The sequence below is a fragment of the Paenibacillus rhizoryzae genome, from assembly GCF_059686995.1.
In genome coordinates this window covers 191,362-215,535 of sequence record NZ_JCAALT010000007.1, presented here as the reverse complement: position 1 = coordinate 215,535, position 24,174 = coordinate 191,362, and the positions used below count along the sequence as shown (strand labels likewise).

Annotated in this window: 24 protein-coding genes and 1 pseudogene; 23 read left to right on the top strand and 2 right to left on the bottom strand. The window is 49.6% G+C overall.

Going from position 1 to position 24,174, the window contains the following annotated elements; translation table 11 throughout:
• Positions 1–123 precede the first annotated feature (123 nt).
• On the bottom strand, positions 124–294 hold the full coding sequence (locus tag AC6ESO_RS21585) for a hypothetical protein (protein WP_497093190.1): 171 nt from the start codon (positions 292–294) through the stop codon (positions 124–126).
• A gap of 160 nt (positions 295–454) precedes the next feature.
• On the opposite strand from AC6ESO_RS21585, the gene AC6ESO_RS21580 reads away from it, so the two are divergent.
• From AC6ESO_RS21580 to AC6ESO_RS21515, 14 genes are all read left to right on the top strand, one after another.
• A complete protein-coding gene (locus AC6ESO_RS21580; protein ID WP_497093355.1) occupies positions 455–1,222 on the top strand; it encodes a gluconate 2-dehydrogenase subunit 3 family protein in 768 nt (255 codons plus the stop codon).
• A 12-nt stretch (positions 1,223–1,234) separates the two neighbouring features.
• Positions 1,235–2,956 carry a GMC family oxidoreductase gene (locus AC6ESO_RS21575; RefSeq protein WP_497093189.1) on the top strand — a complete coding sequence of 574 codons (1,722 nt, stop codon included), beginning with the start codon at positions 1,235–1,237 and terminating at the stop codon, positions 2,954–2,956.
• Positions 2,953–3,717, top strand: coding sequence for a twin-arginine translocase subunit TatC (gene tatC, locus AC6ESO_RS21570; RefSeq protein WP_497093188.1), 765 nt, complete (start codon positions 2,953–2,955; stop codon positions 3,715–3,717). The genes AC6ESO_RS21575 and tatC overlap by 4 nt, the downstream gene beginning before the upstream one ends.
• 27 nt (positions 3,718–3,744) lie before the next feature.
• On the top strand, positions 3,745–3,942 hold the full coding sequence (gene tatA, locus AC6ESO_RS21565; RefSeq protein WP_494819862.1) for a twin-arginine translocase TatA/TatE family subunit: 198 nt from the start codon (positions 3,745–3,747) through the stop codon (positions 3,940–3,942).
• 20 nt (positions 3,943–3,962) lie between these two features.
• Positions 3,963–4,391 carry a cupredoxin domain-containing protein gene (locus AC6ESO_RS21560; RefSeq protein WP_497093187.1) on the top strand — a complete coding sequence of 143 codons (429 nt, stop codon included), beginning with the start codon at positions 3,963–3,965 and terminating at the stop codon, positions 4,389–4,391.
• A 145-nt stretch (positions 4,392–4,536) separates the two neighbouring features.
• Positions 4,537–4,986, top strand: a complete 450-nt coding sequence (locus tag AC6ESO_RS21555; protein WP_497093186.1) for a MerR family transcriptional regulator — start codon at positions 4,537–4,539, stop codon at positions 4,984–4,986.
• 19 nt (positions 4,987–5,005) lie between these two features.
• Positions 5,006–6,451, top strand: coding sequence for an MFS transporter (locus tag AC6ESO_RS21550; RefSeq protein WP_497093185.1), 1,446 nt, complete (start codon positions 5,006–5,008; stop codon positions 6,449–6,451).
• 20 nt (positions 6,452–6,471) lie between these two features.
• Positions 6,472–7,383, top strand: a complete 912-nt coding sequence (locus AC6ESO_RS21545; RefSeq protein WP_497093184.1) for a DMT family transporter — start codon at positions 6,472–6,474, stop codon at positions 7,381–7,383.
• A gap of 231 nt (positions 7,384–7,614) precedes the next feature.
• Positions 7,615–8,016 (top strand): DUF1761 domain-containing protein, encoded by a 402-nt coding sequence (locus tag AC6ESO_RS21540; protein ID WP_497093183.1) that lies wholly within the window; start codon positions 7,615–7,617, stop codon positions 8,014–8,016.
• A 139-nt stretch (positions 8,017–8,155) separates the two neighbouring features.
• Positions 8,156–10,651, top strand: a complete 2,496-nt coding sequence (locus AC6ESO_RS21535; protein ID WP_497093182.1) for a WG repeat-containing protein — start codon at positions 8,156–8,158, stop codon at positions 10,649–10,651.
• Positions 10,652–10,806: 155 nt separating this feature from the next.
• The gene (locus AC6ESO_RS21530; protein ID WP_497093181.1) at positions 10,807–11,016 is read left to right on the top strand and encodes a cysteine-rich CWC family protein; all 210 of its coding nucleotides are present in this window, start codon (positions 10,807–10,809) and stop codon (positions 11,014–11,016) included.
• 49 nt (positions 11,017–11,065) lie between these two features.
• Positions 11,066–11,854 carry a class I SAM-dependent methyltransferase gene (locus AC6ESO_RS21525; RefSeq protein WP_497093180.1) on the top strand — a complete coding sequence of 263 codons (789 nt, stop codon included), beginning with the start codon at positions 11,066–11,068 and terminating at the stop codon, positions 11,852–11,854.
• An 850-nt stretch (positions 11,855–12,704) separates the two neighbouring features.
• Positions 12,705–13,541: a phytanoyl-CoA dioxygenase family protein gene (locus AC6ESO_RS21520; protein ID WP_497093179.1), complete on the top strand. Its 837-nt coding sequence runs from the start codon at positions 12,705–12,707 to the stop codon at positions 13,539–13,541.
• A gap of 103 nt (positions 13,542–13,644) precedes the next feature.
• Entirely contained in the window at positions 13,645–14,268 is a 624-nt protein-coding gene (locus AC6ESO_RS21515) for a polysaccharide deacetylase family protein (RefSeq protein ID WP_497093178.1), read from the top strand.
• Here AC6ESO_RS21515 and AC6ESO_RS21510 read toward each other — a convergent pair.
• Positions 14,261–15,145: a LysR family transcriptional regulator gene (locus tag AC6ESO_RS21510; protein WP_497093177.1), complete on the bottom strand. Its 885-nt coding sequence runs from the start codon at positions 15,143–15,145 to the stop codon at positions 14,261–14,263. The two genes, AC6ESO_RS21515 and AC6ESO_RS21510, sit on opposite strands and share 8 nt — an antisense overlap.
• 109 nt (positions 15,146–15,254) lie before the next feature.
• Between AC6ESO_RS21510 and aroA the strand changes: the two genes are divergently transcribed.
• From aroA to AC6ESO_RS21465, 9 genes and pseudogenes are all read left to right on the top strand, one after another.
• Complete coding sequence (gene aroA, locus AC6ESO_RS21505) at positions 15,255–16,601, top strand: 3-phosphoshikimate 1-carboxyvinyltransferase (RefSeq protein WP_497093176.1); 1,347 nt, start codon at positions 15,255–15,257, stop codon at positions 16,599–16,601.
• A gap of 18 nt (positions 16,602–16,619) precedes the next feature.
• Positions 16,620–17,675, top strand: coding sequence for a chorismate synthase (aroC, locus tag AC6ESO_RS21500; RefSeq protein ID WP_497093175.1), 1,056 nt, complete (start codon positions 16,620–16,622; stop codon positions 17,673–17,675).
• 45 nt (positions 17,676–17,720) lie between these two features.
• Positions 17,721–18,290: a GNAT family N-acetyltransferase gene (locus AC6ESO_RS21495; protein ID WP_497093174.1), complete on the top strand. Its 570-nt coding sequence runs from the start codon at positions 17,721–17,723 to the stop codon at positions 18,288–18,290.
• A gap of 169 nt (positions 18,291–18,459) precedes the next feature.
• The gene (locus tag AC6ESO_RS21490; protein WP_497093173.1) at positions 18,460–18,660 is read left to right on the top strand and encodes a hypothetical protein; all 201 of its coding nucleotides are present in this window, start codon (positions 18,460–18,462) and stop codon (positions 18,658–18,660) included.
• Positions 18,661–18,934: 274 nt separating this feature from the next.
• Positions 18,935–19,957, top strand: a pseudogene (locus AC6ESO_RS21485) (DUF2332 domain-containing protein); the annotation flags it as partial.
• A 9-nt stretch (positions 19,958–19,966) separates the two neighbouring features.
• Complete coding sequence (locus AC6ESO_RS21480; RefSeq protein ID WP_497093354.1) at positions 19,967–20,581, top strand: pentapeptide repeat-containing protein; 615 nt, start codon at positions 19,967–19,969, stop codon at positions 20,579–20,581.
• Positions 20,582–20,761: 180 nt separating this feature from the next.
• The gene (locus AC6ESO_RS21475) at positions 20,762–21,673 is read left to right on the top strand and encodes a phytanoyl-CoA dioxygenase family protein (protein WP_497093172.1); all 912 of its coding nucleotides are present in this window, start codon (positions 20,762–20,764) and stop codon (positions 21,671–21,673) included.
• A gap of 311 nt (positions 21,674–21,984) precedes the next feature.
• A complete protein-coding gene (locus AC6ESO_RS21470) occupies positions 21,985–22,971 on the top strand; it encodes a phosphotransferase enzyme family protein (RefSeq protein WP_497093171.1) in 987 nt (328 codons plus the stop codon).
• A gap of 194 nt (positions 22,972–23,165) precedes the next feature.
• Complete coding sequence (locus AC6ESO_RS21465; protein ID WP_497093170.1) at positions 23,166–24,167, top strand: aldose 1-epimerase; 1,002 nt, start codon at positions 23,166–23,168, stop codon at positions 24,165–24,167.
• Positions 24,168–24,174: the final 7 nt, after the last annotated feature.

Here is a 24,174-nt window from a genome sequence, read left to right as displayed (position 1 = left end):
TACAAATACTTTATCCGATTGTTAGGTGGTGTTGCAAAAGAACAGTAGTCTGGAACATAAATTTAGGCTGTCCCAAAAGCGCGATATGCGACTTTTGAGACAGCCTTATTTAGCTTCTGGGTGTTACCTCATATATTTCTGCAGGAATGTTAGCGGTGAGTAGGTGTTATCGACTTCAGACAAACCATACAGATCGCTCCAATTGTAAATGACAAGGAACGGCAGCAGCCCAATCGCAAGGACAGCAATCATGAAACCGAACATCAACATCCGTAATGCTTTACCGGCATTCATTGCTTTTCATCTCCAATCGTGACACTTGTTAACCTGCTCCTTACTACCTTATGCCGCCCGATCGCCAAATCGGCACTTTTATAAATAATTGGATGTTTATTCATGAAGTGGAAAATACTAAAGCCTACTTAGCTTAAGTGAACATAAAGGAGAGATCATGATGGCAACGGATTCAAAACAGCCACAAGATGAATCCAGACGAAGGTTTCTAAAATATTCAGGCACCGCACTGGGAGGCGTTGTTCTAGGCGGTGTGATTGGCGGATTAATCGGATCGAGCGTCAAACAAACAACGAAGGACGAGGAACCCGCAGCACCTGCGCCGACCCCGGCCGAAAGCAAGGACTACAATCAAGCGCTGATGTTCTTCTCGCAGGATCAGTTTCTGACAGCTGAAGCAGCATCGGAGCGGATTTTCCCGAAGGATGATCTGGGTCCGGGGGCCAAAGAATTAGGCGCTGCTTTCTTCATCGACCATCAAATGGCCAGTGCTTTCGGAACCAATGCGCGCGACTATATGTCACCGCCGTTCTATAAAGCGGAAGCGTCGCAAGGCTATCAGCTTACCTTTAAGCGTAAGGAGCTCATGGCTTTAGGACTCGACTCCCTCAACTTGTATAGCAATTCAAAGTATCAGAAGCAGTTTGTGGACATTACCCCCGAAGAGCAGGATGCGGTTCTGACCGCATTCGAGAAAGACGAAGTCCATTTAAAAGGGGTTCCGGCTTCGACTTTCTTCTCGATGTTTCAGAATCTCACGCTTGAAGGGATCTATTCGGATCCGCTCTATGGAGGCAACAAGAACATGCAAGGGTGGAAAATGAGGAATTTTCCGGGCAATCAAATGAGCTATTCCAAAGAGATCGAGAAAGAAGAATTCGTCAAAATGGAACCGCTTAGCCTGGCTGATCATCTCGATTTAGGTTAGGAGTGATGGAATATGGCGACTAAACTTCCGAAAGTACCTGTCGTTATCGTCGGAATGGGCTGGGTTGGCGGCATCATCGCCGCAGAATTGTCCAAGGCCGGCATTCAAGTGGTCGGGCTTGAGAGAGGGAAGGGCCGCGGGACGCAGGATTATTTCCATGTCCATGATGAGCTTCGCTATGCGGCGCGTTATGAGCTGATGCAGGATTTGTCCAAAGAAACGGTGACGTTCCGAAACACCTATAAAATGCGGGCACTGCCAATGCGGACCTACGGATCTTTCCTGCTCGGGGACGGACTTGGCGGCGCGGGCGTGCACTGGAATGGCCAGTATTATCGTTTTCTGCCCTATGATTTTGAAATCCACAGCAAGACGGTCGAGCGTTATGGGAAGAACAAGATCCCTAAAGACATGACGATCCGCGACTGGGGAATTACATACGACCAGCTTGAGCCTTACTACGTGATGTACGAGCAAATGTCGGGGATTTCGGGGGAGAATACAACGCCTCCGAACGTTGGTGCGATGTCTAAGCCGTTCGCGACGCCGCCCATGAAGAAATCACCGGGCATGAAGCTGTTTGAGGATGCGGCCACTAAGCTTGGCTTACATCCTTATGTGATTCCGTCCGCAAACTTGACGGAAGTCTACAAGAATCCGGATGGCATCGAGCGTGCAGCCTGCCAGTATTGCGGTTATTGCGAACGCTTCGGCTGCGAATACGGCGCCAAGGCAGATCCTGTCGTCACTGTGCTTCCGGTCGCCCAAGCGTCAGGAAAGTTCGAGCTGCGCACCCATTCGAATGTGACATCCATTCTGCATAACGGTTCCAAGGCAACCGGAGTGACCTATGTCAACACGCCGACTGGAGAAGAGTACATTCAGCCGGCGGATGTCGTGATTCTGGCAAGCTACGTATTCTCGAATGTGCGTCTATTGCTGATGTCCAAGCTTGGCAAGCCTTATGATCCGGATTCCGATACCGGCGCGATTGGTCGCAACTATGCCTATCAAGTGAATGGTGCGAGCACGAGTGCGTTCTATGAAGACCGCGAATTCAATCTGGCAATGGGCGCAGGGGCACTTGGCAGCAGCTTGGACGACTTTAATGGCGATAACTTCGATCACAGCGATTTGAAGTTTCTGCATGGAGCCAATATTCGCTTTACTCAGACGGGGCTTCGTCCGATTCAGTATCAACCGGTTCCGGCCGGTGCTCCGAAATGGGGCGCCGAGTTTAAGAAGGCTACGATTCATAATGCGAACCGAATCTTATCGGTCACCGGGCAAGGAGCGAGCATGCCGAATCGCTACCACTTTCTGGATCTGGATCCGGAATACAAGGATGCGCTCGGACAGCCGCTGCTGCGGATGACGTTTGATTTTGAAGAACAAGATCGGGAGCTCGTTAAATTCATTGCGCAGAAAACGAAGGACATTGCAGACGGCATGAACGCCACCAAGGTCGAGATGCATGATGCGCTCAAGCAGTATAACATCGTGCCGTACCAGTCCACGCATAACACAGGCGGGACGATCATGGGCAGTGATCCGAAAACATCGGTAGTGAACAACTATTTGCAAATGTGGGATGCCGAGAATGTGTTTGTTTGCGGGGCTTCGAACTTCGCTCATAACAGCGGGTACAATCCGACGGCAACGGTTGGCGCATTCGCCTATCGGGCCGCTGAAGGGGTCAAAACCTATCTGAAGAAAGGAGGATCTCTTGTGTGAGCAGTGGTAAAGGCCAGGCGAATGAACTGCTGGATCGTGATTTGATTGTTCACTTGTCCGAGCTGCGCAAACGTCTGATCTATGTTGCAGGCTGGTTCCTGGTCGCCTTTAGCGCCGGCTTGTACGAATCGCCGCGAATCATCCGGTTCATCAAGTCGCATCTGGGCGGCATCCAGGTGGAATGGAGCGTGTTTGCTTTATCCGATGGGCTCGTTGTGTACATGAAATGCGCGCTTCTGATCGGGATCACCATAACGCTGCCATTCCTGATGTATCATTTCTGGGCATTTGCGAAACCCGGGATGACGGAATCGGAAGCTAGAGGCACGCTCATCTATGTACCGATGTCTGTGCTGCTCTTCCTATTGGGAGGCTCATTCGGGTATCTGGTCGCGCTGCCGATGATGATTCGGTTTATGATCAAGCTCAATCAATCGATGGGAGCCGCCGAGGTGTATGGCATCCAGCATTACATGTCATTCCTGATCAGCTTCTTGCTGCCGATGGGAATCGCTTTCGAGATGCCCTTGGTAATGACCTTTCTAACCCGAATCGGACTGCTAACACCGGAGAAAATGAAGCCCATACGCAAATATGCGTACGTCAGTTTAGCCGTGCTCGGTTCATTGATCTCGCCGCCGGATTTCGTATCGCATCTGTCCGTCACGGTACCGCTCATTCTTCTATTTGAGATTAGCGCACTGGGATGCTCCATTTACTACAGACGGAGGCTGAAGATTGCCATGCAGCCGGCACAGTAAAAAAATTCTACAATCGGAGGTGCTCCTATGTTTAACAATATTGGCATATCGGGGCTGATCATTATTTTCGCCATCGCGTTAATCGTGTTTGGCCCTGCAAAACTCCCGCAGCTCGGTCGTGCGTTCGGGGATACGCTGCGCGAATTCCGCAATTCCACGAAGGGGATTGTCGATGATACCCCTGAAGAGAAAACGAACATTATCGAGATCGAATCCAAACATTAACGAGTAAAGGAAGATCAACAATGAAACTACGATTACTGATCATCACAGCAGTAGTGGCAATGGCGGCGATAGGGCTGACAGGCTGCGGCGGCAAGGATAACAACAACACCGGCAACAACACTGGGAATAACACCAATAACGGTACGAATACCGGAACGAACACAGGCTCGAACAACAGCGGCGGCGGCAAAACGATTACAGTGAAAGCCTCCAATTTCAAGTTTGATCAAGAGGAAATTCATGTGAAGCAAGGCGACAAAGTGAAAATCACCTTGGTAGACGAAGAAGGCGTTCATGGCTTTGCAATTGATGATTTCAAGGTAGATATCAATGAAAATAACGGAACCGCGGAATTTACGGCTGATAAAGCCGGGGAGCATGCCTTTCATTGCTCCGTGATGTGCGGTTCCGGCCACGCGAAGATGGTTGGGAAGCTGATTGTGGATTAGTTAGAAACTTGCAAGAGAAGCTGCCGGGAACGGCAGCTTTTTTGTTTTCTTACGTCGATCGTGGATTGACGATTTCAACAGCATTAGGATAACATTACGTTAACGTAAGTTATTTGGAAAGAGAAGGGAGACGGATGAAGCCCACATGGAAGTAAACCTCAAATTCACGATGGAAGACATCACAGAGCGGCTCGGCATCACCGCCAGAACGCTTCATTACTATGAGGAAATTGGTTTGCTTCCGACAGTGAGCCGAACGGAAGGCAGGCACCGGGTTTACGATGAGGAGATGGTGCTTCGCATTCAACACATCCTGCGATTGAAGGAAGTGCTGGGTGCATCGCTTCAAGAAATACGTGATATTTTGCAAGCGGAAGCGGATCTTGATCGCCTTCGAGCAACGTTTTACGGTGATGCGCTTACGGAGGACGAACGGGAGAATGTGCTGGATGAAGCGACGGATCGTCTTCAGGAAATCATCGGCCACATCGATGAGCGGATGGAGAAGCTTCAGTTATTGAAGCAAGGTTTCGCAGAGCGTCTTGATCGCGCAAATCGATTAAAGCATCGCTCATCAGCTTCGCCAGCGGATTGAGTGAAAGGGGAGAACAAACGTGAATACTTCTCGAAAATGGTGGATTTTATCGGTAACGAGCCTGGGCTCCTTGTTATCGGCACTGAATTTCAGCACGCTCATCATTGCATTGCCGGATTTGCTTAAAGGCTTACAAGCATCGCTGCTGCAGGCTATGTGGGTGATGCTCTCGTATATGGTGGCGCAGACCGTTATGGTGCTTATGGCCGGCTCTCTAGCGGACCGGTTCGGACGAAAACGTATTTATATTGCGGGTATGCTGCTCTTTACGATCGTATCCTTTATCTCAGGGTTCGCCGAGCATGCTCCGCTGCTGATCGCGTTTCGAATCCTGCAAGGCATTGGCGGCGCGATGGTTATGGCCAACAGTACGGCAATCGTTGCAGATGCGTTTCCGAAGGAAGAGCTAGGCAAGGCACTTGGCATTAACATCATGGTCATCGCGGTTGGTCAAATTATCGGACCTGTTCTTGGCGGCTGGCTGACGACGGCATTTGGCTGGAAGTGGACCTTCTGGTTTAATGTGCCGTTCGGGGTTATCGGCGTCGTCTGGGGACTGGCGGTTATGGGGATCAAGGATGATAAACTTGCCGCTCCCAAAGCGGGCGGACTGGACATCGGCGGTGTGCTTACTTATGTCGTTTCCATTACAGCGCTGCTTATTGCTTTGACTTGGGGGCCGATTCAAAGCTGGACGTCTCCGGTCGTGTGGATATCCGGCTTATTCTTTGTCGTGCTTTTCCCCGTGTTCCTTCGTTTCGAACGGAGGCATCCGAACGCACTGCTGCATTTGCCATTATTTACGAATAAGATATTCTCATTCGGTATTATTTCGGCTACGTTAAACGCCATTGCACGGATGGCAGTCATGTTCATGCTCATCTTTTACTTCCAAGGCGCGCTGGAGAAGGATGCATTAGTTGCCGGCATCATGACGATTCCGCTTGCGGCAGGCATGCTCGTCGTATCGCCGTTAGCAGGCAGTCTTGGCGACAAATACGGGGAGACGACACCGGCAACTGTCGGCTTGTTTCTAAGTATTTTCGGCTTGGCCGGGCTTGCGTTGGATACGAACCTTGGAACGCCTTTCTGGCATTTAGCGCTTTATATGACAATCATTAGCATCGGTTCGGGGTTGTTTAATTCACCGAATTCCAGCAGTATTATGAATGCGGCCGGTGCCAAGTATCGCGGCGAAGCTTCAGGGATTCGCTCGCTCACGACGAACATGGGAATGATGCTCAGCATCGCGTTCTCCATGCCGATTGTGACGCATAGCATTCCTCATGAAGCGATGCTGGCTATATTCTCGGGTACGCAGGTGGGCATGAAGGGTGCAGATTCATCGTTGAATGGATTTATCAGCGGACTTCACGCCGTGTTTTGGCTCATGGCAGCATTAATGGTACTCGCAACGGTCATGTCTCATATGCGAGCGAACAAACGAATGACTAATCATGGATAAGTAGGGAGACTTTCATTGAAATGCCGGATCGAACGATATTATTGAAGCTATGGGGCGTTTCGCTGTTATGGGGCGGCAACTATGTTGCCAGTGCCTATATGCTGCGGGATTTCTCGCCGATTTTTCTGTCCTTCGCAAGACTCGTCGTCATGTCGCTGTTCTTAATCAGTGTTGCTATGGTTCGTCATTCCATGCGGAAGCCGAATCGAAGAGAAATTGGCCTGCTGCTGCTTGCGGGGATATCCGGCACGCTAATCAATCAGCTGTTTTATTTTACCGGGCTGCAGCATTCTACGGCCGGCAACGCTGCGCTGATTATTGCGTTGTCGCCGATTGCGACAACGTTGCTGTCGCGTATCTTCCTGAAAGAAGAGATTACGCTGGTGAAAATAACAGGAGCAATCGTTGCGCTTGTCGGCGTCGTTTGCATCGTGCTCTATGGCGGCAAGGAGCTTGGCATCTCCAAGGGAGACGTTTACTTGTTGATGGCCATGCTCGGTATGTCGGTCAGCTTACTGTTTATTCGAAAGCTAACCGTCTCGATGTCATCGTATGAAGTAACGATTTATTCCACGGTCATTGGCACGATTCTGATGTCTCCGGCCGTTGGCGTAGAGGCATGGAACGGCAACCTGCATGGTAGCCACAGCTGGTTAGTATGGCTGCTCCTGATTACGGTAGCAGTTATCGGCCAAGGTTTGGCCGGTTTCTGGTGGAACCAAGGCATTGCCGTTGCCGGTCCATCGACTAGTGCAATGTTCATGAACATACCGCCTTTCGTCGCCATTATTGTAAGCTTCTTTGTCCTTGGAGATCCGATTAAAGCTGCTCAGATTGGCGGCGGCATTCTGATCTTGGCCGGTGTAGCGATCACCAATATGAAACGTCGTCAGCCACAGGTTAGGACGGCGGGCGTTGATGTAAACGGGTAGCGCATATGCGTTAGGGGAAGGACTGTTTCAAAAGTGTGCAGCTGACTTTTGAAGCAGTTCTTTTGTTATGTGAAGACCAATATAGAGATGCAAGGGATTGACAGGAAACCAAATGGTTGTATATAATCGGAGACGTAAAGCGAAACCAAATGGTTTCGTATCGAACCGACTATCATACAAAGCGAGGGAAATTGCATGTTGTTTAGTGACATTAATTATTGGGCGGTAATAGTGACAGGTTTGCTATCTTTGGCATTAGGATTTCTGTGGATGGCCGTTATTTGGAAGAAGCCATATCAGCGGGATATGTATGGCAGTCCTACGACTGAGCCGAGCAATGCAGCCAAGATGCAGTCCTTTATCATCTATATAATCGTCTCGTTCGTGACCTCGATCGCGTTTGCCGTATGCTTACAGCTGTGGCAAGCCGGCGGACAGGCCTTCGATTATGACGGTGATTCCTTAGCCGGTGCATTCTGGTTCACGATGCTTCTGGCAGCGGGCTATACGCTTCCGTTCACGGTTGGCAAGAAAGTTTGGCAATTCAAGAGCTGGCTCGTTGTCGCCGTTGATACTTCTTATGAAGTGCTGCGTTTCACGATGCTGCTGCTTATCTTCTGGTTCTGGCAATAATCGATTCACGCGCAAATACCCGGTGAATGAGCGGACAAGCTCACACCGGGTATTTTTTCGATTTACACCGCGAAAGGCATATCTGCCAATGCTCCGCATACGATTAGGCGAAGAATGCGAGGAGAGGGATGATGCTGACATGGCCGCGAACGAACAGCAGCTGACGCTAATCGCAATGGCTAATTTGCCAAGTGGTGCGGAGCTGATGTTACTCAACCAGTCTGCCGCGCATGCGGCGGTTTGTGCAGCAGATTTGAATGGAGATCGATTGTCTGAGATTGCTGCGGTCTACCGGTTGGGCAACCAGCTTCATTTGGTAGTGCTGCAAGAGAAGAAAGGGGAATGGAAGAAGGCAGCTGAGGTCAAAGGGCATGGTCATGGTGTAGTGCAGCTCATGGCGATGCCGGTGCTGCGGGCAGGTCAGAACAATCTGATCGTAGGCTGGCAAATCAATGCGCAGTGGACGAAGCTGTCAGTGTATGAATGGAGCAAGGAAGGATTAAGAGATGTCGCGCCGGCAGGCATGAGCTACAGCTTTATGCAAGCGATGGATATGCCGGGCTATCAAGGGCTGGATGGCAGGGCGGAGCTTGCGATCTGGATGCAAAATAGTGGGGAATCCTACCACATCGACGTCCTTCGTTGGCAAAATGGCAGCTTTGTTCCTGCGCATGACGTGTACAGCTATTATTTTCCGCATGTCGTCAAGTATTATGAACGGCTCGTTTGGAGGTATCCGCAGTATCCGCTGTATTGGTACCACCTCGCCGATGCCCAGTATCGCTCGGGTTTTGCTGAGCCTGCGTTGGTATCCGTTCATCAAGCGCTGGCCTTCGCTCAGCCGACACGAGATACTCTGCTTGAGCTGGAGCAGTCGATCCGGGACGTGCTGGAACCGGCAGTCGCAACCCGTGCAGTGGGATTGTTTCCGGCGTCGCTGAAGACCGTAAAAGGTTTGAGATGGGGCTATATCGACAATCGGGGAAGGATGGCGATAGAGCCGCGGTTTGACGATGCCGGCGACTTTCAGGAGAACGGATTGGCGGTGGTCTCCGAGAAAGGAAAATATGGCATCATTAACGCATCCGCTCAGTTCATCGTTCCACCTATTTACGATTCAATTGGTAAATTCTCAGAGCAGCGCGCCTCCGTGATTGATAGCCAAGGCTTTAAGCTAATCAACGAAAGCGGTACGGTGTTGACCAAGAAGGCGTACCCATTCATCTCAGATATGCATAACGGCAGAGCGGTATTCTATGATACGCTGCCCGGAGCTTCGGGAGAGAGTACGATTCGCTATGGCTATTTGGATGCGCAGGGCAACGTAGTGATTCCGGCTCAATATGAGGAAGCAAATGATTTTCAAGGAAATAAGGCGCTCGTCAAAGTGAAGGATAACGAATATGCGTTAATCGGTCTGGACGGTCTTAAACTCCACACCTACAATTATCCCATGGTTGGCCCGCTTGGCGACGGTTTGTTATCGTTCCAGCGCGAGATGGGGGGTAAAAGCGGCTATATAGACGAACGCGGGAATGTCGTGATTCAGCCCGCTTTTTACTCGGCTTTTCCATTCGAAGACGGCCGTGCGATCGTCAACATTTCCGATGATTTCAGGTCGAATTATGGGGTCATCAATAAGCAGGGTACGTTTGTTATCAAAGCAGAGTATAACGACATCCGAAGCTTAGGAAGCGGTCGGTTTGCGGTCGGCAAAGCAATCGATCCTCAGCAGCCTTTTATCGGTTCCATCTATGCCATCGCAGATTGGGATGGGAAGCTGCTCACGGACTTCGTTTATACAGATGTCGCTGATTTCAACAAAGGTCTGGCTTCCGCATCGGATGCGAAGCAGACATTCTTTATCGATCGCAACGGGCATCCGGCCACAGGCTATCCGCGTGTGAACGGCAGCGGCTCGCTTACTTTGGAAGAAGGCGGATTAATCAAAGCTTTCGTGGATCAGCGGCTTTCCTATCTGGATCGCAGCGGCAGGGTCATCTGGCAGCAAAATACGACCATTCCCCTGAAGCAGCCCTACTTCGTCAAGGAAGAGAAATTCAAACCGAATCGAGATTATTTGGTTTATTATCCGCAGGTGGAAGGGATGGCTGACCAAGCAGCGCAGCAGAAGGTCAATACGAAGCTGCGCGAGCTTTCGCAGGTGAAGCCGATTCCGGCGGATCAGAAGCTCGATTATTCGTACTCCGGTGATTTCGATGTCTCCTTCTACAAGCAGAACCTGCTTCAGCTTGAGCTGACCGGCTATAATTTTCCGTTCGGAGCCGCACACGGGATGCCCACTAAAAAATACGCGATGATTGATCTATCGACCGGCCAAATGTTTGCGCTCAAGGACTTGTTTAAGCCTGACAGCAACTATGTGAAGGAGCTTAGCGATATCATAGGCAAACAAATCAAGGAAGATCCGCAATATTCCTACGTATTTCCGAATACCTATAACGGCATTCGAGCGGATCAGCCGTTCTTCGTCTCTGAGAACGCACTCCATATTTATTTTGAACCTTATGAAATTGCACCGTATGCGGCAGGCTTCCCGACGTTCACGATTCCTTTTGCCCAAATCAGATCGATTCTGGATACGAACGGAGCGTTCTGGCGGTCGTTCCATTGAACGGTTCCGTGCCGTATGAAAAGTCGCGATTTCGCGGCTTTTTTCTTTGTCTAAGTGGACGGTAAGTTTGTATAATGAGTACAAACAGGTAGGAACGCGCTTCAGTGATGCGGTGACTCGGAGCATAGCGAGAAAACAATAGGAATTGGTGATCGATGATGAATGACGATGTATGGAAAGCGAAGGAATGTCCCATTTGTCGTAAGCAAAATGCTTGTGAAGGAAGCCATGCCTGCTGGTGCAGCAAAGAGCAGTTCCCCAGCGGAATATTTGAGCTAGTGCCAGCGGAAGAGCTGAATAAGTCTTGTATTTGTCTGGATTGTTTGAAAGCCTTTGTGAAGGCTAATTCGAATAGAGGGAATTAGGGAGCCGGGAGCCGGTTGGCCAATTTCGAATTGGAGGGATGCTACACTTATGTTTCCAGAGATTACGCAACATCCGGATTATTTAAGTCCGCAATCGTTCGCTTGGTGCAAGCAACTTGCAGCAAAGACGGGGAAATACGAGTTTACTTGGTGCGCTGTGGTTGAAGGCGTATCTGGTGAAAATGTGCTGTCGGAGAAGCTTGCCACGATTATTGGTGGAAAAGTGCTCGATGTGGGATGCGGTCACGGGGACTACACGAATCGGTGGGCGGCATTTGCTGTTGAAATTGTTGGTCTGGATGTTACGGAAGGCTTTCTGGAGACGGCAAATCTCCATCGGAAACCGAATGTAAGTTTCGTTAGAGGTGACACGCATAACGCGCTTCCGTTTGCAGACGATGCGTTTGATGTGGCTTACACCAAGAAAGGTCCCGGCAGCTGGTACAAAGAAGGAAACAGAGTTGTTCGTCCAGGCGGTAAGCTGGTCCTCTATCATCCCGGTGATGAGAATGGAGAGGGCGGAGAGCTTGGATTGTGTTTTCCGGGTCTCTTCGCGCCGCCGACACTTGGCACGCCGATATGGGATCGCGTGCAGGACCGGCTGGGAACAAGCGGACTAATTGACATACATATGGAACGAATTAGAGAGACGGTCTGGATTCCAACGGCTGAAGATGTGCTAAAGATGCTGTGCTTCGGCCAACGCGATAGCTACTCGGCATATGTGAGGGAAACCTGTTTCGATGGGATCGTATCGCAATTTGAGAAACATGCCACTTCGCAAGGGATTCGCACGACCGGGTTTTATTATTTGATCGAAGCCGTGGCTTCTGGTTGAGAGGCGGCTCCAAGCACCAAGAACGCGTCGACCCGCCGTCTGGCAGAAGCTGAGAGTCTTAAAATCGAACTCTCAGATGCAAAACCGCCGAAAAAGGATACTGAGAGTTCGAAAATCGAACTTTCAGCTCCAAGAACGGGGCGAATTGCCGTCTGGCAGAGGCTGAGAGTCTCAAAACCGAACTCTTACCGGTAAAATCACCGAAAAAGGACACTGAGAGTTCGAAAATTGAACTCTCAGCGGTAAACGTATCATGAACATTCAAGTTGAAAATAGTGTAAGCGGATATTCCGCTAAATGAAGCATAATTGTACTGAAATCGATCCATCCTCGCTGCTTTTACTAAGTGTAAGCGGAAATACCGCTAAGCGAAGCATACTCCCGCAACCTCGCATCGGATGGCCAACCCCAAGAGACGATGACTCGCCAAACGCCGCGCCTTTATCTAATCCAATTTGTTCAAGCGCTTACATCAATCCTCCGCTCAAATCTTCAACACAAGCATCTGAAGATAGGTTGTTGAGCGACTATGTAGAGCGTACTCCAGTTATGATTTCCAGAGGAGCACTTCATAAATATCGCAGCCATTTTAAGCGATTGCGAATGATATGCCGCTTTACAGCCATACTAATTCAGGGCTCTCTCAGCGTGCCATTACGAAGCGACCGGAGCAAAACAACCCCTCCATGCACGCTGCTCTTCCTCGACAACAGAGCAAGAGCACTCGACAAATGCTTGCAATGTGATGCATCAATCGGAAGATAAGTTTAGTATTTCTGATTCAGAAGTGATATTTTATAAAAGACACTAGCAGTCTACTATCGATATCCATTACGTGAGGTGAATCATTGTGAAAGTAAGTCAACATGAAATTGATACCCTAACCCTAAACGAAGAAACCATTCAGCTTGCTGTAAACCTGATCCGTGTAAACGGATATGTGATCCTTGAAGGCGTCCTGCCGAAGGAAAAAGTTGCCGAACTTAAGAAAGCGTTCACAGAGGCGATGAACTGGTTCATCGATAAACATGGTAAAGAAATTTATTTGAATAAAACCGGCTTCAACGAAGGCACAAACCACTTGGGAATTTTCCTACCATTTGCGGCGCCGTTCAACGATTCACTGGTTATCGAGCACCCATTTGCGCTATCCATCATGGATCGCATTCTGGGCAAAGATTACTCCGTAACGTTGTTCTCATCGAACACATCGCTGCCTGGCGGTCAGAAAACACAGCCGGTACACCCGGATTACGGCGCTCGTTTCGGCGATCTGTGCACAACGCACCTGCCGATCACGGATCTCGTGTTCAACATTCCGCTCGTCGATGTTCACGATGGCAATGGCCCTATGGAAATTTGGCCGGGCGGCACGCACTTGCTGCCTGATAACTACTACGGTCCGAACGGCCCGAATCCAGAAGAACTTGCACCGCATATGCATTCGATGAAAGTTCATATGCCTGCAGGCTCGATCTTGATTCGCGATGTTCGCATGTGGCACCGCGGCACACCAAACCGCAGCGATGAAATCCGTCCAAACCTTGCACTGATCTACAGCGCGATGGACCGCGATAACCGCGTTCAAATCCCGCAAGAAACGTACGGGCAGCTGTCGGATCGCGCGAAGCACCTATTCCGCTGGCAGAAAATCGGTTACCCGGTTATCGAGCCGACTCACGAATAAATCATTGAAGAAGGACTACAAAATCGTTATGATTTTTGTAGTCCTTTTTTTATAGCCTTTTTTTATAGCCTTTTTGTAGTATCCATTCAAGGAGGAGCACACAATGAGAATGACACCTATTTACAATGAAGTGGGAACACCAGACAAGCTGCTCGCAATCACCTTCGACGACGGGCCAAATCCGGAATGGACACCGCAATTCCTGGATGTATTCAAGCCATATGGAGCGAAAGCAACCTTCTACGTGCAGGGGACGAATATGGAAAAATACCCTGAAGTCGCTAAACGCATGTACGAGGAAGGGCATGAGTTCGGCAATCACAGCTTCTCTCATCCGCATATGGCGAGTTTGACTAAAGAAGAGCAAACAGAGGAGCTGCGACGTGCCGAGCAAATCATTGCCGATACGATTGGAAAACGTCCGGCTACGTTTCGTCCGCCGTATTTAGAATATAACGACGACCTCCTTGCCGTTTGCGGGCAATTCGGATATCCGATCATACATGCAACGAATCTCGATACCCGCGATTGGGATATGCCCGGGACTGAACATATCGTGCATGTTTCACGGGCAGAAGTGCGTGAGGGAAGTATCCTCTTGTTCCATGACGGATTCGGTGATCGTTCGCAGTCACTGGCGGCTATTCAAATCCTGGTACCGGAGCTAATTGAGCAAGGATACAAGCTTGTCACGATCAGTGAACTATTAGCCAACGAAATCAAATAATTTCGCGAATACGCCGTACGAAGCTTTCCGCCGCAACGGACAGCTTCTTATCGCGTCTCACCGCAAACCCGATGCCCCGAGTCGGCAGGGGCACATCAAGCTTTAACTCCAATAACCTCCCGCTGCGCAGTTCTTCTTCTACGAAAGATCGGCTGATGAAGGCCGCCCCATAGTTCAACCGTGCGAATTCCGTTAATAAATCGACGCTTCCCAGTTCAATATCCGGCTTCACCGTTACACCTTTCGCGGCAAACCAGTGATCCACAAACACACGCGTACTGCTGCCCGGCGAGAGTAAGATCAAGGGCAGCTCCGCAAGCTCATGAATGGAAAGTGTCTGCTTGGCCAGCTCCTTATAATCCTCCCCAACGACAAAACAATCCTCAATCGTAGCCATCGTATGGATAAGCAGCTGTGGATCTTGTATGGGCAAATGAAGCATCGCGCAATCAATATCACCATCCAGCAGTCTACGGGTGATGTCAGGCGTTTTGCCGTGCGAGAGGCGAATTCGGATGCCCGGATACTCGCTGTGAAATGCATTCAGCTGCGGAAGCAGCAAATGCTTAATGAGAGAATCGCTTGCGCCGATGCGAATTTCGCCGGCATGAAGCTGCTTCAGATTGTACAGATGCTTTTGCGCGGAATCCAGCATCGAGAACGATTGCTCGACATAGTCCAGCAGAGCCCGGCCTTCGTCTGTGAGCTCGACTCCTTTAGATAAACGGTGAAAGAGCTGCACGCCCATCGCTTCCTCCATCTGCTTAATGGCATAGCTAACGGAAGGTTGTGTGACATGAAGCTCTTGTGCAGCTTTCGTTAAATTTCGGTGTCGCGCCGTATGGAGAAAGATCCGATACCACTCTAAATTTATCATTTTGACATAAACCACCTTTATGACAGAGATCTAATATTCCGATTTCATTTATTCCAAGTATCTCATTATAATCGGGATAGATCAATTACTCCTAAAGAGGTGGACGGAAATGGTAACGGTACATCCGGATTTTGAAGCGCGTTCTCCGTGGTCGGCGAATAATGATCGACTCGAGGTAAGAATCAGTCCTCCGAGGTCAGCAGTTGAAGGCACGATTCGTGTACCCGGCAGTAAAAGTCTTACGAACAGAGCGTTAATTATCGCGGCACTTGCTCAAGGAAAATCCGAACTGCATGGCATTCTCAAGAGTGATGATTCCTACTGGTGCATCGATTCGTTACAGAAGCTTGGCGTAGCTGCAGCCGTGCAGCAAGAGACAGCTTCCATTGAAGGCTGTGGCGGAGTTTGGCCGAATCCTTCCGCGAACTTATATGTAGGTGCTGCAGGGACGGTGGCAAGATTTCTGCCCGGTGCGCTTGCGATTGGTCATGGACAATGGACATTGAGCGGAAGTAAACGGATGAGTGAGAGACCGCAGGCACCATTGCTTGCTTCCTTAACAAAGCTCGGCGCTAAATTCGAATATTCAAACTCGGAACACAGCCTACCCTACATGCTGCAGGCAACCGGACTGAACGGCGGCGAGGTTACGATCCCAGGCAACACATCGAGTCAATTTCTTAGCGGGCTGTTAATCGCCGCCCCTTATGCGAAGGAGCCACTAACGATACGGATTGATGGAGAAGTTGTTCAAAGGGATTATGTGCAAATGACGCTCGATATGATGGCTGATTTCGGTATCAAAGCTGACGTGTCGCCAGATGGTCAATCCATCACTGTCCCGCAAGGCAGCTATGAAGCAAGGATTTATCAGCTGGAACCGGATGTCTCCACCTGTTGTTATTTCTGGGCGATTGCGGCATTGACCGGAGGCCGAATTCGGACAGAAGGCATCCAAGCAAGTCATACAAGTCAGCCTGATATCGAGATGCTGGAGATCTTGGAACAGATGGGATGTACGGTTATGCATGGAGAGAATTTCGTTGAGGTGCATGGAACGGATCAACTTAAAGGCGGATTTACGCTTAGCATGAAAAAATGGTCCGATCAGACGCTTACGATAGCTGCAATGGCTGTCTTCGCAGATGGTCCAATTACATTAAAGGATGCTGCACATATCAGGCATCATGAATGCGATCGTATCGCAGCGATTTGTGCGGAGCTAACCAAGCTGGGAATTCGCGTAGAAGAACATCCTGATGGTCTGACGATTTATCCGGGTACTCCGGTGCCGACATTGGTGGACTCCCATGACGATCATCGTATGGCTATGGCGCTTTCGCTCATTGGTCTGCGGGTTCACGATATCCGTATTTCCGACCCTGGCTGCGTATCCAAGACTTGTCCGGCGTATTTCGAGCAGCTGGCCGGACTTGGTATTCAGGTCGCATATTAAAGAGAGGAGGCCAATCTAATGGCAGGCAATACATTCGGTGAACGGTTCAAAATCACAACCTACGGAGAGTCGCACGGCGCTTCGGTTGGCGTCATTGTAGATGGCGTTACGCCGGGCGTTAAGATTGACGAGGCTTATATCCAGAAACAGATGGATCGGCGCAAACCGGGACAATCTTCCGTGACTTCGCCTCGCAAGGAGTATGATATCGTTCATATCGAGTCCGGCGTATTCGAGGGCAAAACAACAGGGACGCCGCTCTTCATTATTTTGCATAATCACGATATGAGGCCGGAGGCGTATGGTTCGATTCAGCATGCTTTTCGCCCCGGTCATGCGGACTTTACGTATTTGCAGAAATATGGCATTCGCGATCATCGCGGCAGCGGGCGTGCTTCAGGCAGGGAAACGGCGGCCCGTGTTGCCGGTGGTGCAATTGCGCGCAAGCTGCTTGAGAGGCGCGGTGTTGACGTTATTGCTTACTCTCGCGAAATCGGCGGGATTAAATGCGAAACCTTCGAGGAAACGAGCATCGAGCAAAATGCGGTTCGTGCCTGCGACGCTGAAGCAGCAAAGGAAATGATTCGCAAAATCGAACATTTGGCTTCCATCGGCGATAGCTGCGGCGGAATTGTAGAGTGCCGGATTCGCGGAGCGATGCCGGGTCTCGGTGAACCTGTTTTCGATAAATTGGATGCCGAACTGGCGAAGGCGATGCTTTCCATTGGCGCAATCAAAGGGATCGAATTTGGAGCCGGTTTTGAAGCGGCCGGGATGCTGGGCAGTGAGCATAATGATGGCATGAACAGCAGCGGCTTTCTCAGCAATCATGCAGGCGGCATTGTGGGCGGAATAAGCAACGGGCAAGACATCGTATTTCGCGTTAGCGTCAAGCCCACTTCATCCATATCTGTACCTCAGCAGACAATCAACGTGGACGGCGAAGAACAAGAGATTCAGACAATCGGCCGTCATGATCCCTGCATATGTCCGAGAATCGTTCCTGTTGTGGAAGCGATGGCCTGCCTTGTCGTGGAGGATATGTATAAGCGACAAGCAGCTATGCTTGGCTAGCGAAAAATGGTACGATACGCCTGAGAACGAAGGAGGCGAGCAACCATGAATTCCTACTTGTGGGAAGGCAGCAAGGTCAGACTGCGGCCATTGGAGTTTGGCGATTGGGAGGACTATCATCAGAATGATCGCGATTCTGAAGGTGCTCGGCTATGCGATATGATTCATTTTCCAAGAACCGAAGAAGGTACGAAGGCATGGGCGGAGGAGAAAGTCGACCATCCGGCGGAAGGTGATAACATATGGCTATCCATCGAGACGCTTGAAGGCGTGTTGGTCGGCAGTATGTGTACGAGCAATTGCGATCCGCGAAATGGTACATTCAAGTACGGCATTGCGATCTTCCGCGAGCATTGGCGCCAAGGTTATGCCTCGGAGGCGGTTAGGCTGATTCTTCGCTACTATTTCGAGGAGCTGCGGTACTACAAAGCCAATGCCCATGTGTATGCATTCAATAGCAGTTCGATTGCGCTGCAAGAACATCTCGGCTTCAAGCAAGAAGGTCGTCTGCGTGACATGATCTTCACCAAAGGCAAACATCACGATGAATTGATCTACGGGCTCACGAAGAGCGAATATGAGGAATTGCTGCAGGAGAAATCAACGATGGATTAATTCGTCGTTGATTTTTTTTATGTAACGCGTAAATCAGCCGAATGGCCTACGATAGCCGTTCAGTTCTATTGACATGGAAGCAATGCCCATATGATAATCGAATCATTGCTGGTAATTATTAGAATTGATAGGAGTCATTAGTCTTTTCAGTAGAGAAAAGAGGGATTGTATGGCTGTCATCCAAGTGGAGAACTTGCGCAAAGAGTTCAAACGCAACAAGAGTAGAGAGGGGTTATGGAACAACGTCAAAGGGCTTGTCTACCGGGAATATGAAACCAAGACGGCCGTTGACGACATCTCGTTCACGATCGACAAAGGCGAGATTGTGGGTTATATCGGACCAAACGGAGCAGGAACCCGTCACAGCTGATTTTGAACAAGACAGGAGAGTCGTTGTTCTCACCGATTCTGCCTTATGTGGCGCCGGTCGTCGGACTTGTGTTATTCCTGCTGGCTTATGCAGTTTGGAATATGGGACTTAATAAGTATCAGGGGACGGGAAGTTAGCGTTATTCATCAGGGCTGCCAGCTGGCAGTCTTTTTTTGATAAACAAAACTTATTGCATGGATAAAACATTGAAAATTCTGTTAATCGGTCGGCAGTGCTACACTCTAACTAAACGATCATTGTTGGAGGTGGACGTATGGAGATTTCGAGCATTTCCGAGAGCTTCAGAAGATTTGCCGAGAAGGAGTGCAGCGGGTCAAGCCGCTTGTACGAGCAGCTTTCCGCCCGAATTGCGGCGGATGAAGAACTATTGCGAATTGCCTCTGCCAGCAGTGAGGGCCAGCCTATTCCGAACCTCTTTCTAGGTGCTGTCCATTATTTGCTGCTGCGGGGGATGGAACATGACTTAAACGATTATTATGCGAGTATTGTGCCAGACCCTAAGGACGCTTCAGCAGCTTTTGAATCGTTCAAGGAGTTCTGCCTGCTTTACCGCGATGAGCTTGTTCACCTTCTGACTACGAGGCTAGTGCAGACGAACGAGGTTCGCCGTTGTGCGTACCTGTATCCGGCATTCTGCCTGATCTACAGTCTATCGAACAAGCCGCTTGCTTTGATTGAGATTGGAACGAGCGCCGGACTGCAGTTATTTTGGGATCAATATCGATATTCGTATGATGCCGTCGATGGATACTTTGGGAATCAGCAAGCCGAGTTCACGCTGACTACTTCTCTACGCGGCCCGAACATGCCATACCTTCGTTCAGAAAGTCCTCCGGTGGCGTCCAGAATCGGGATCGATCTTCATGTGAATCAGCTTCATCATTCGGATAGTCGCCTTTGGATGAAAGCCTTGATTTGGCCGGAGCACCGGGAACGGAATCAGCATTTTGATGAGGCGGCAGGCCATTTTGATCATCAAGCTGTTCAACTGATTGAAGGCGATGCCTTGGTAGATTTGAATGCGGCAGCAGCAAGGAGCACCGATAAGCATGCCTTATGTATCTTTCATACTCATGTAGCTAATCAACTTAGTCTTGCAGACAAACACCAATTGTGCGAACAAGTTCGAATATTGGGGGAGACAAGAGAGGTCTATCACCTCTACAATAATATGTGGGATCCCGAATTGCATCTGGATTCCTATAGGAGAGGCCGGTCCGATAGCGTGACTCTTGCCGAAACGGATGGGCATGCCAGATGGTTGAATTGGAAATTAAGCCGAATTATGAAACAAGGAAGTGATCCGGTGTTCACGGAAAGCGAATATTTCGATGAGCAATTTAAGGATATCAAGTTTTCGAAAGAAGAAGTTGTCTCCGTTCATTTTCACGATTGTACGTTCACGAATTGCGAGTTTAGTGAAACGGTCTTCGATGAATGTAAGTTTACCGGATGCACGTTTATCCGCTGTGATTTGAACCTCATGAAAGTAGCGGACAGTAAATTCTCGCAGGTGTATTTCATGCAGTCGAAGCTGGTGGGCGTCAATTGGTCGGAGGCCGAGTGGCCTCGAATCGCTGTGCCAAGCCTGCTGAAGTTCGAGGATTGCACCTTGAATCACTCGACCTTTATCGGAGTGGCGCTTCCGCAATCCACAATCATGAATTGCTCCGTTAAGGATGTCGACTTTAGAGAAGCGGATCTCTCGAAAGCTAACTTAAGAGGCTCGGATTTCACGGAAAGTGTATTTGGTGAAACGAACTTATCCGGTGCCGACCTCTCCCACGCGTCCAACTATCAGATTGACCCTAGCCAGAATCGGATTCGCCAGGCGAAATTCATGCTGCCCGAGGCGCTTAACCTGCTGTATGGCATGGATATAGTGATCGATGAAGATTGATTGAAGTATAGGCTGCCTCGAAAGTGTATCTTTTGACTTTCGGGGCAGCTTTTTTCCTATTCAGTCAGCTTTGACCCGCCATCAGGACAAAATTCCGATAGGAAAATGGCTGGACGCCTGTTATATTGGAGAAAGCGCTTCAATTTTGGAAAAATCAGTAATGGGAGGCTTTGAACAGAGATGAACAAGGTGCTGACGGATTCACAGATTGGGCAATTTATGGAGCTGGGCTGGGTTAAGGTGGAGGAGGCGTTCCCGCAGACGCTTGCGCTGGAATGCCAAGACTTCCTGTGGGAGCAGCTAAGACGCTACGAGATCGACCGAGGCAACAAAGAAACGTGGACTCCCCCTATATTGTTTATGAAAGAAAACTTTCGCAACGCGGCATTTGATCAGTGTAATACGGACCGCCTCGGTGATGCCATAGAGGATTTAATCGGCGCGGATCGCTGGACGCAGAAGGTATTATGGAACGGTGATGAGAATCGGAATTATCCCAGCTGGGGCTGGTGGCCGGTCAATTTCAATCTTGGTGCGAACGAAGAGTGGAGTGTACCGTCAACCGGCTGGCACTGGGATGGATCACATTTTCGCCATTTCGTAGACGCTCGCGAGCAGGGCTTGCTGTGTTTGTGCGTCTTCTCGGAGATCGGGACGCATGGCGGAGGGACATTGATCGCGGAGGGCTCGCATCAAGTAGTTGCCCGGTACCTAGCCACAAAACCGGATGGGATGGATCCGCATGAAGCGATAGCCGAGTGTAATGTGTGGCATCCTTGGCTGGCTGCGTTGACCGGAAACGCAGATGATTCGTTCTTGGCTGGAGCGAATCGTGTTGAGAAATTTATGACGAACGCATTTATGGATGAGCATGGCACTTTGCTTCGGGTGAAGGAGACGACTTCTTCGCCAGGTGACGTCATTTTGTGCCATCCTTTTCTCTATCATACCTCCTCGCAAAATCATAGCGGCGTTGCCAGGTTCCTGTGCAATCGTACAACTCCTCTGAAAGAGCGGATGAACTTCGATCGCATAGACGGCAGTGCGTATTCACCGCTGGAGCTCAGCATTAAACGCGCGCTTAAGCTGTAGAATTTAGTAATTGCTTCCAATCGCAAGATCATATACGATGAAGTTACTTGTCACCGAAGGGAGTGAGCGGCATGAAACGCCGGGCTACGATGACTACTACAACAATGAAGGTGAACATGAACTGAATAGGTGGGCAGGCACAGTGAGTCTGCCATGAAGAAGGATGTTTCTGTACTTTATTTCTGTATTAGGATAGGTTTGTTTGCGCATGCAAGCTTATCTTACCGATCGGAATGATGAGGCCGCAGGCAATATGCCTTGCGGTCTTTTTGCGCGCAAAAATAGGTTTACGATGCGGAGGCCAACCGAATATGTTGAAGCTGAACTATTTATTCCATAATGAAAACTTAGCCGAAATGATATTGAAGAACTGGGATTATGATGCAGACTCGATTGAGATGTTCCAATATTGCCGTATTTCATCGAATGCGATATATCCGTTTCGCAAGGCAGGCAAGACGCAGCTATTAAGGTTTGCTCCGGTTGAAGAGAAGAGCAGACCAAATATCGAGGCGGAACTGGCATTTATTAAGTACTTGCGTGAGCAACATTATGGCGTGCTGGTGGCCGTGAAATCCAAGAAAGGCGAGGAACTCGCAGAAATTCGAACGCCTTGGGGCGACTATTACGCCTCCGTGTTTGAGAGAGTGCCGGGTGCAGCGATGAATCAGACTGCACTTACCGACGAGATCATCTTCAGCCATGGCCAAGCGTTGGGGCAGCTCCACCTATTATCGAGCGAGTACGTTCCAGGCGATGCAAGAAGATGGTCCCACATCGAGGTGCTCGATTGGATTGACGATCAGATCAAACTGCTCCCGAATGAAGCGGCAGCCCGATCGGAAGTCCAATTGCTTCGCGAACATTTCGCTGCTTTTCCCATTCATAAGCGAAACTACGGTTTAATCCATGATGACTTCGAATACGACAACGTGTTCTACGATCATGAATCGAAACGCTGCTATGCGATTGATTTCGATGACGCCATGTATCATTGGTATGCGATGGATATCGAGCAAGCGCTTGATAACTTGAGAGACTGCATTTCGGAAGAGCTGTATAGCCATAAGAAACAGTGCTTCTCGGAGGGGTATAGCACGGCATTCGAATTACCGGAGGATTTGGAATCCGTATTACCGGCGATGAGACGTTTCGCAAATGTATATGGATATGCGCGTCTAATTCGGTCCGTTGCGGAGAAATGGGACCATGAGCCGGACTGGATGCAGCACTTGCGAACGAGATTTGAGCAAAGCATGCGCAGCAAATCGACGTTATTCGGCAAGAAGCTTTCATAGACGACAGGAGAAAGAGAGGCTCATTCTTTGAGCCTCTCTTTCGCTTACATAAAGAAGGAGAAGGGTAATAAATTGTTGTTGTGATTATCGAAAACTCGTTATATAATCAAATGTGCCCGAGCACATAACGATTGAAACCGTTCCCAACGTGCCGGACACAAACACGCGATCCCGCGAACCATCGGAGGGAGAACATGAGCAGATACGCAGTTGAAACGCTCAAGCAAGATGGCTTAACCGTTATTAAGTTGTCTGATTCGTTAAGCGGAAGTATCGCAGAGCTGCTGCCGGAAGTGGGCAACAATCTGTATAGCTTTACGACTGATGGACGCGAAATCATCAAGACTTCCATAAGTTTAGCCACATTGAAGAACGAGAAGTTTGCCAGCTCGAAGTATGGTACACCTGTCTTGTCTCCGCCGAACCGGATTAACAAGGGTACCTTTTCGTTTCAAGAGCGTACGTACCAATTTCCAATCAATGAACCGCCGGATTATCATTTGCATGGGGAACTAAGCGTGAGAGCATGGGAAGTGCTTGATTGCGGTGCCTCAGACGAACAGGGAGCATGGGTTATTAGCCGACTGCGGTACGAGGACCACCCGGATATCCTGGATTATTTTCCCCATTCATTGACGTTTACCATTACATACCGGCTGCTTGACGGCAAGCTGAGTATGGATAGCTGCATTAAGAATGAAGGCTCTGACGAAGCGCCATTCGCTTATGGTTTGCATCCTTACTTCTCGCTGCCATATGAAAGCGACCCCAACCTTACGCTTCAGGTACCTGCCAAAGTAGAATGGCCGATTACGAATTTATCTTTCGTTACGGGACGCCCCGAGGCCACGGCACTAAGCGAAGCCATTCAACAAGGAATCGAGCTGGCCGATTATCCGGAGCTCGGATGTACGCTGCTAACGATAGATCCGGAGTCGGACTTTATTAATCGCCTTGTTCTTCCGAAGGCGGGCTATACGATAGCCTACCAGCTGGATGCGCAATTCCCATTCGTGCTGTTGTTCCGTCCGAACTGGGACCAAGCTTTCTCGATCGAGCCTTACACCTATGTAACGGATGCATTCAATCTCCCTTATGAGCAAGAATTAACCGGTGCACAAGGTATAAAAGCGGGAGAAGAGCGCAGGATAACAACCTCACTTTGGATCGAATCGAATAAAAACACAAGCCAATAAGGAGGCA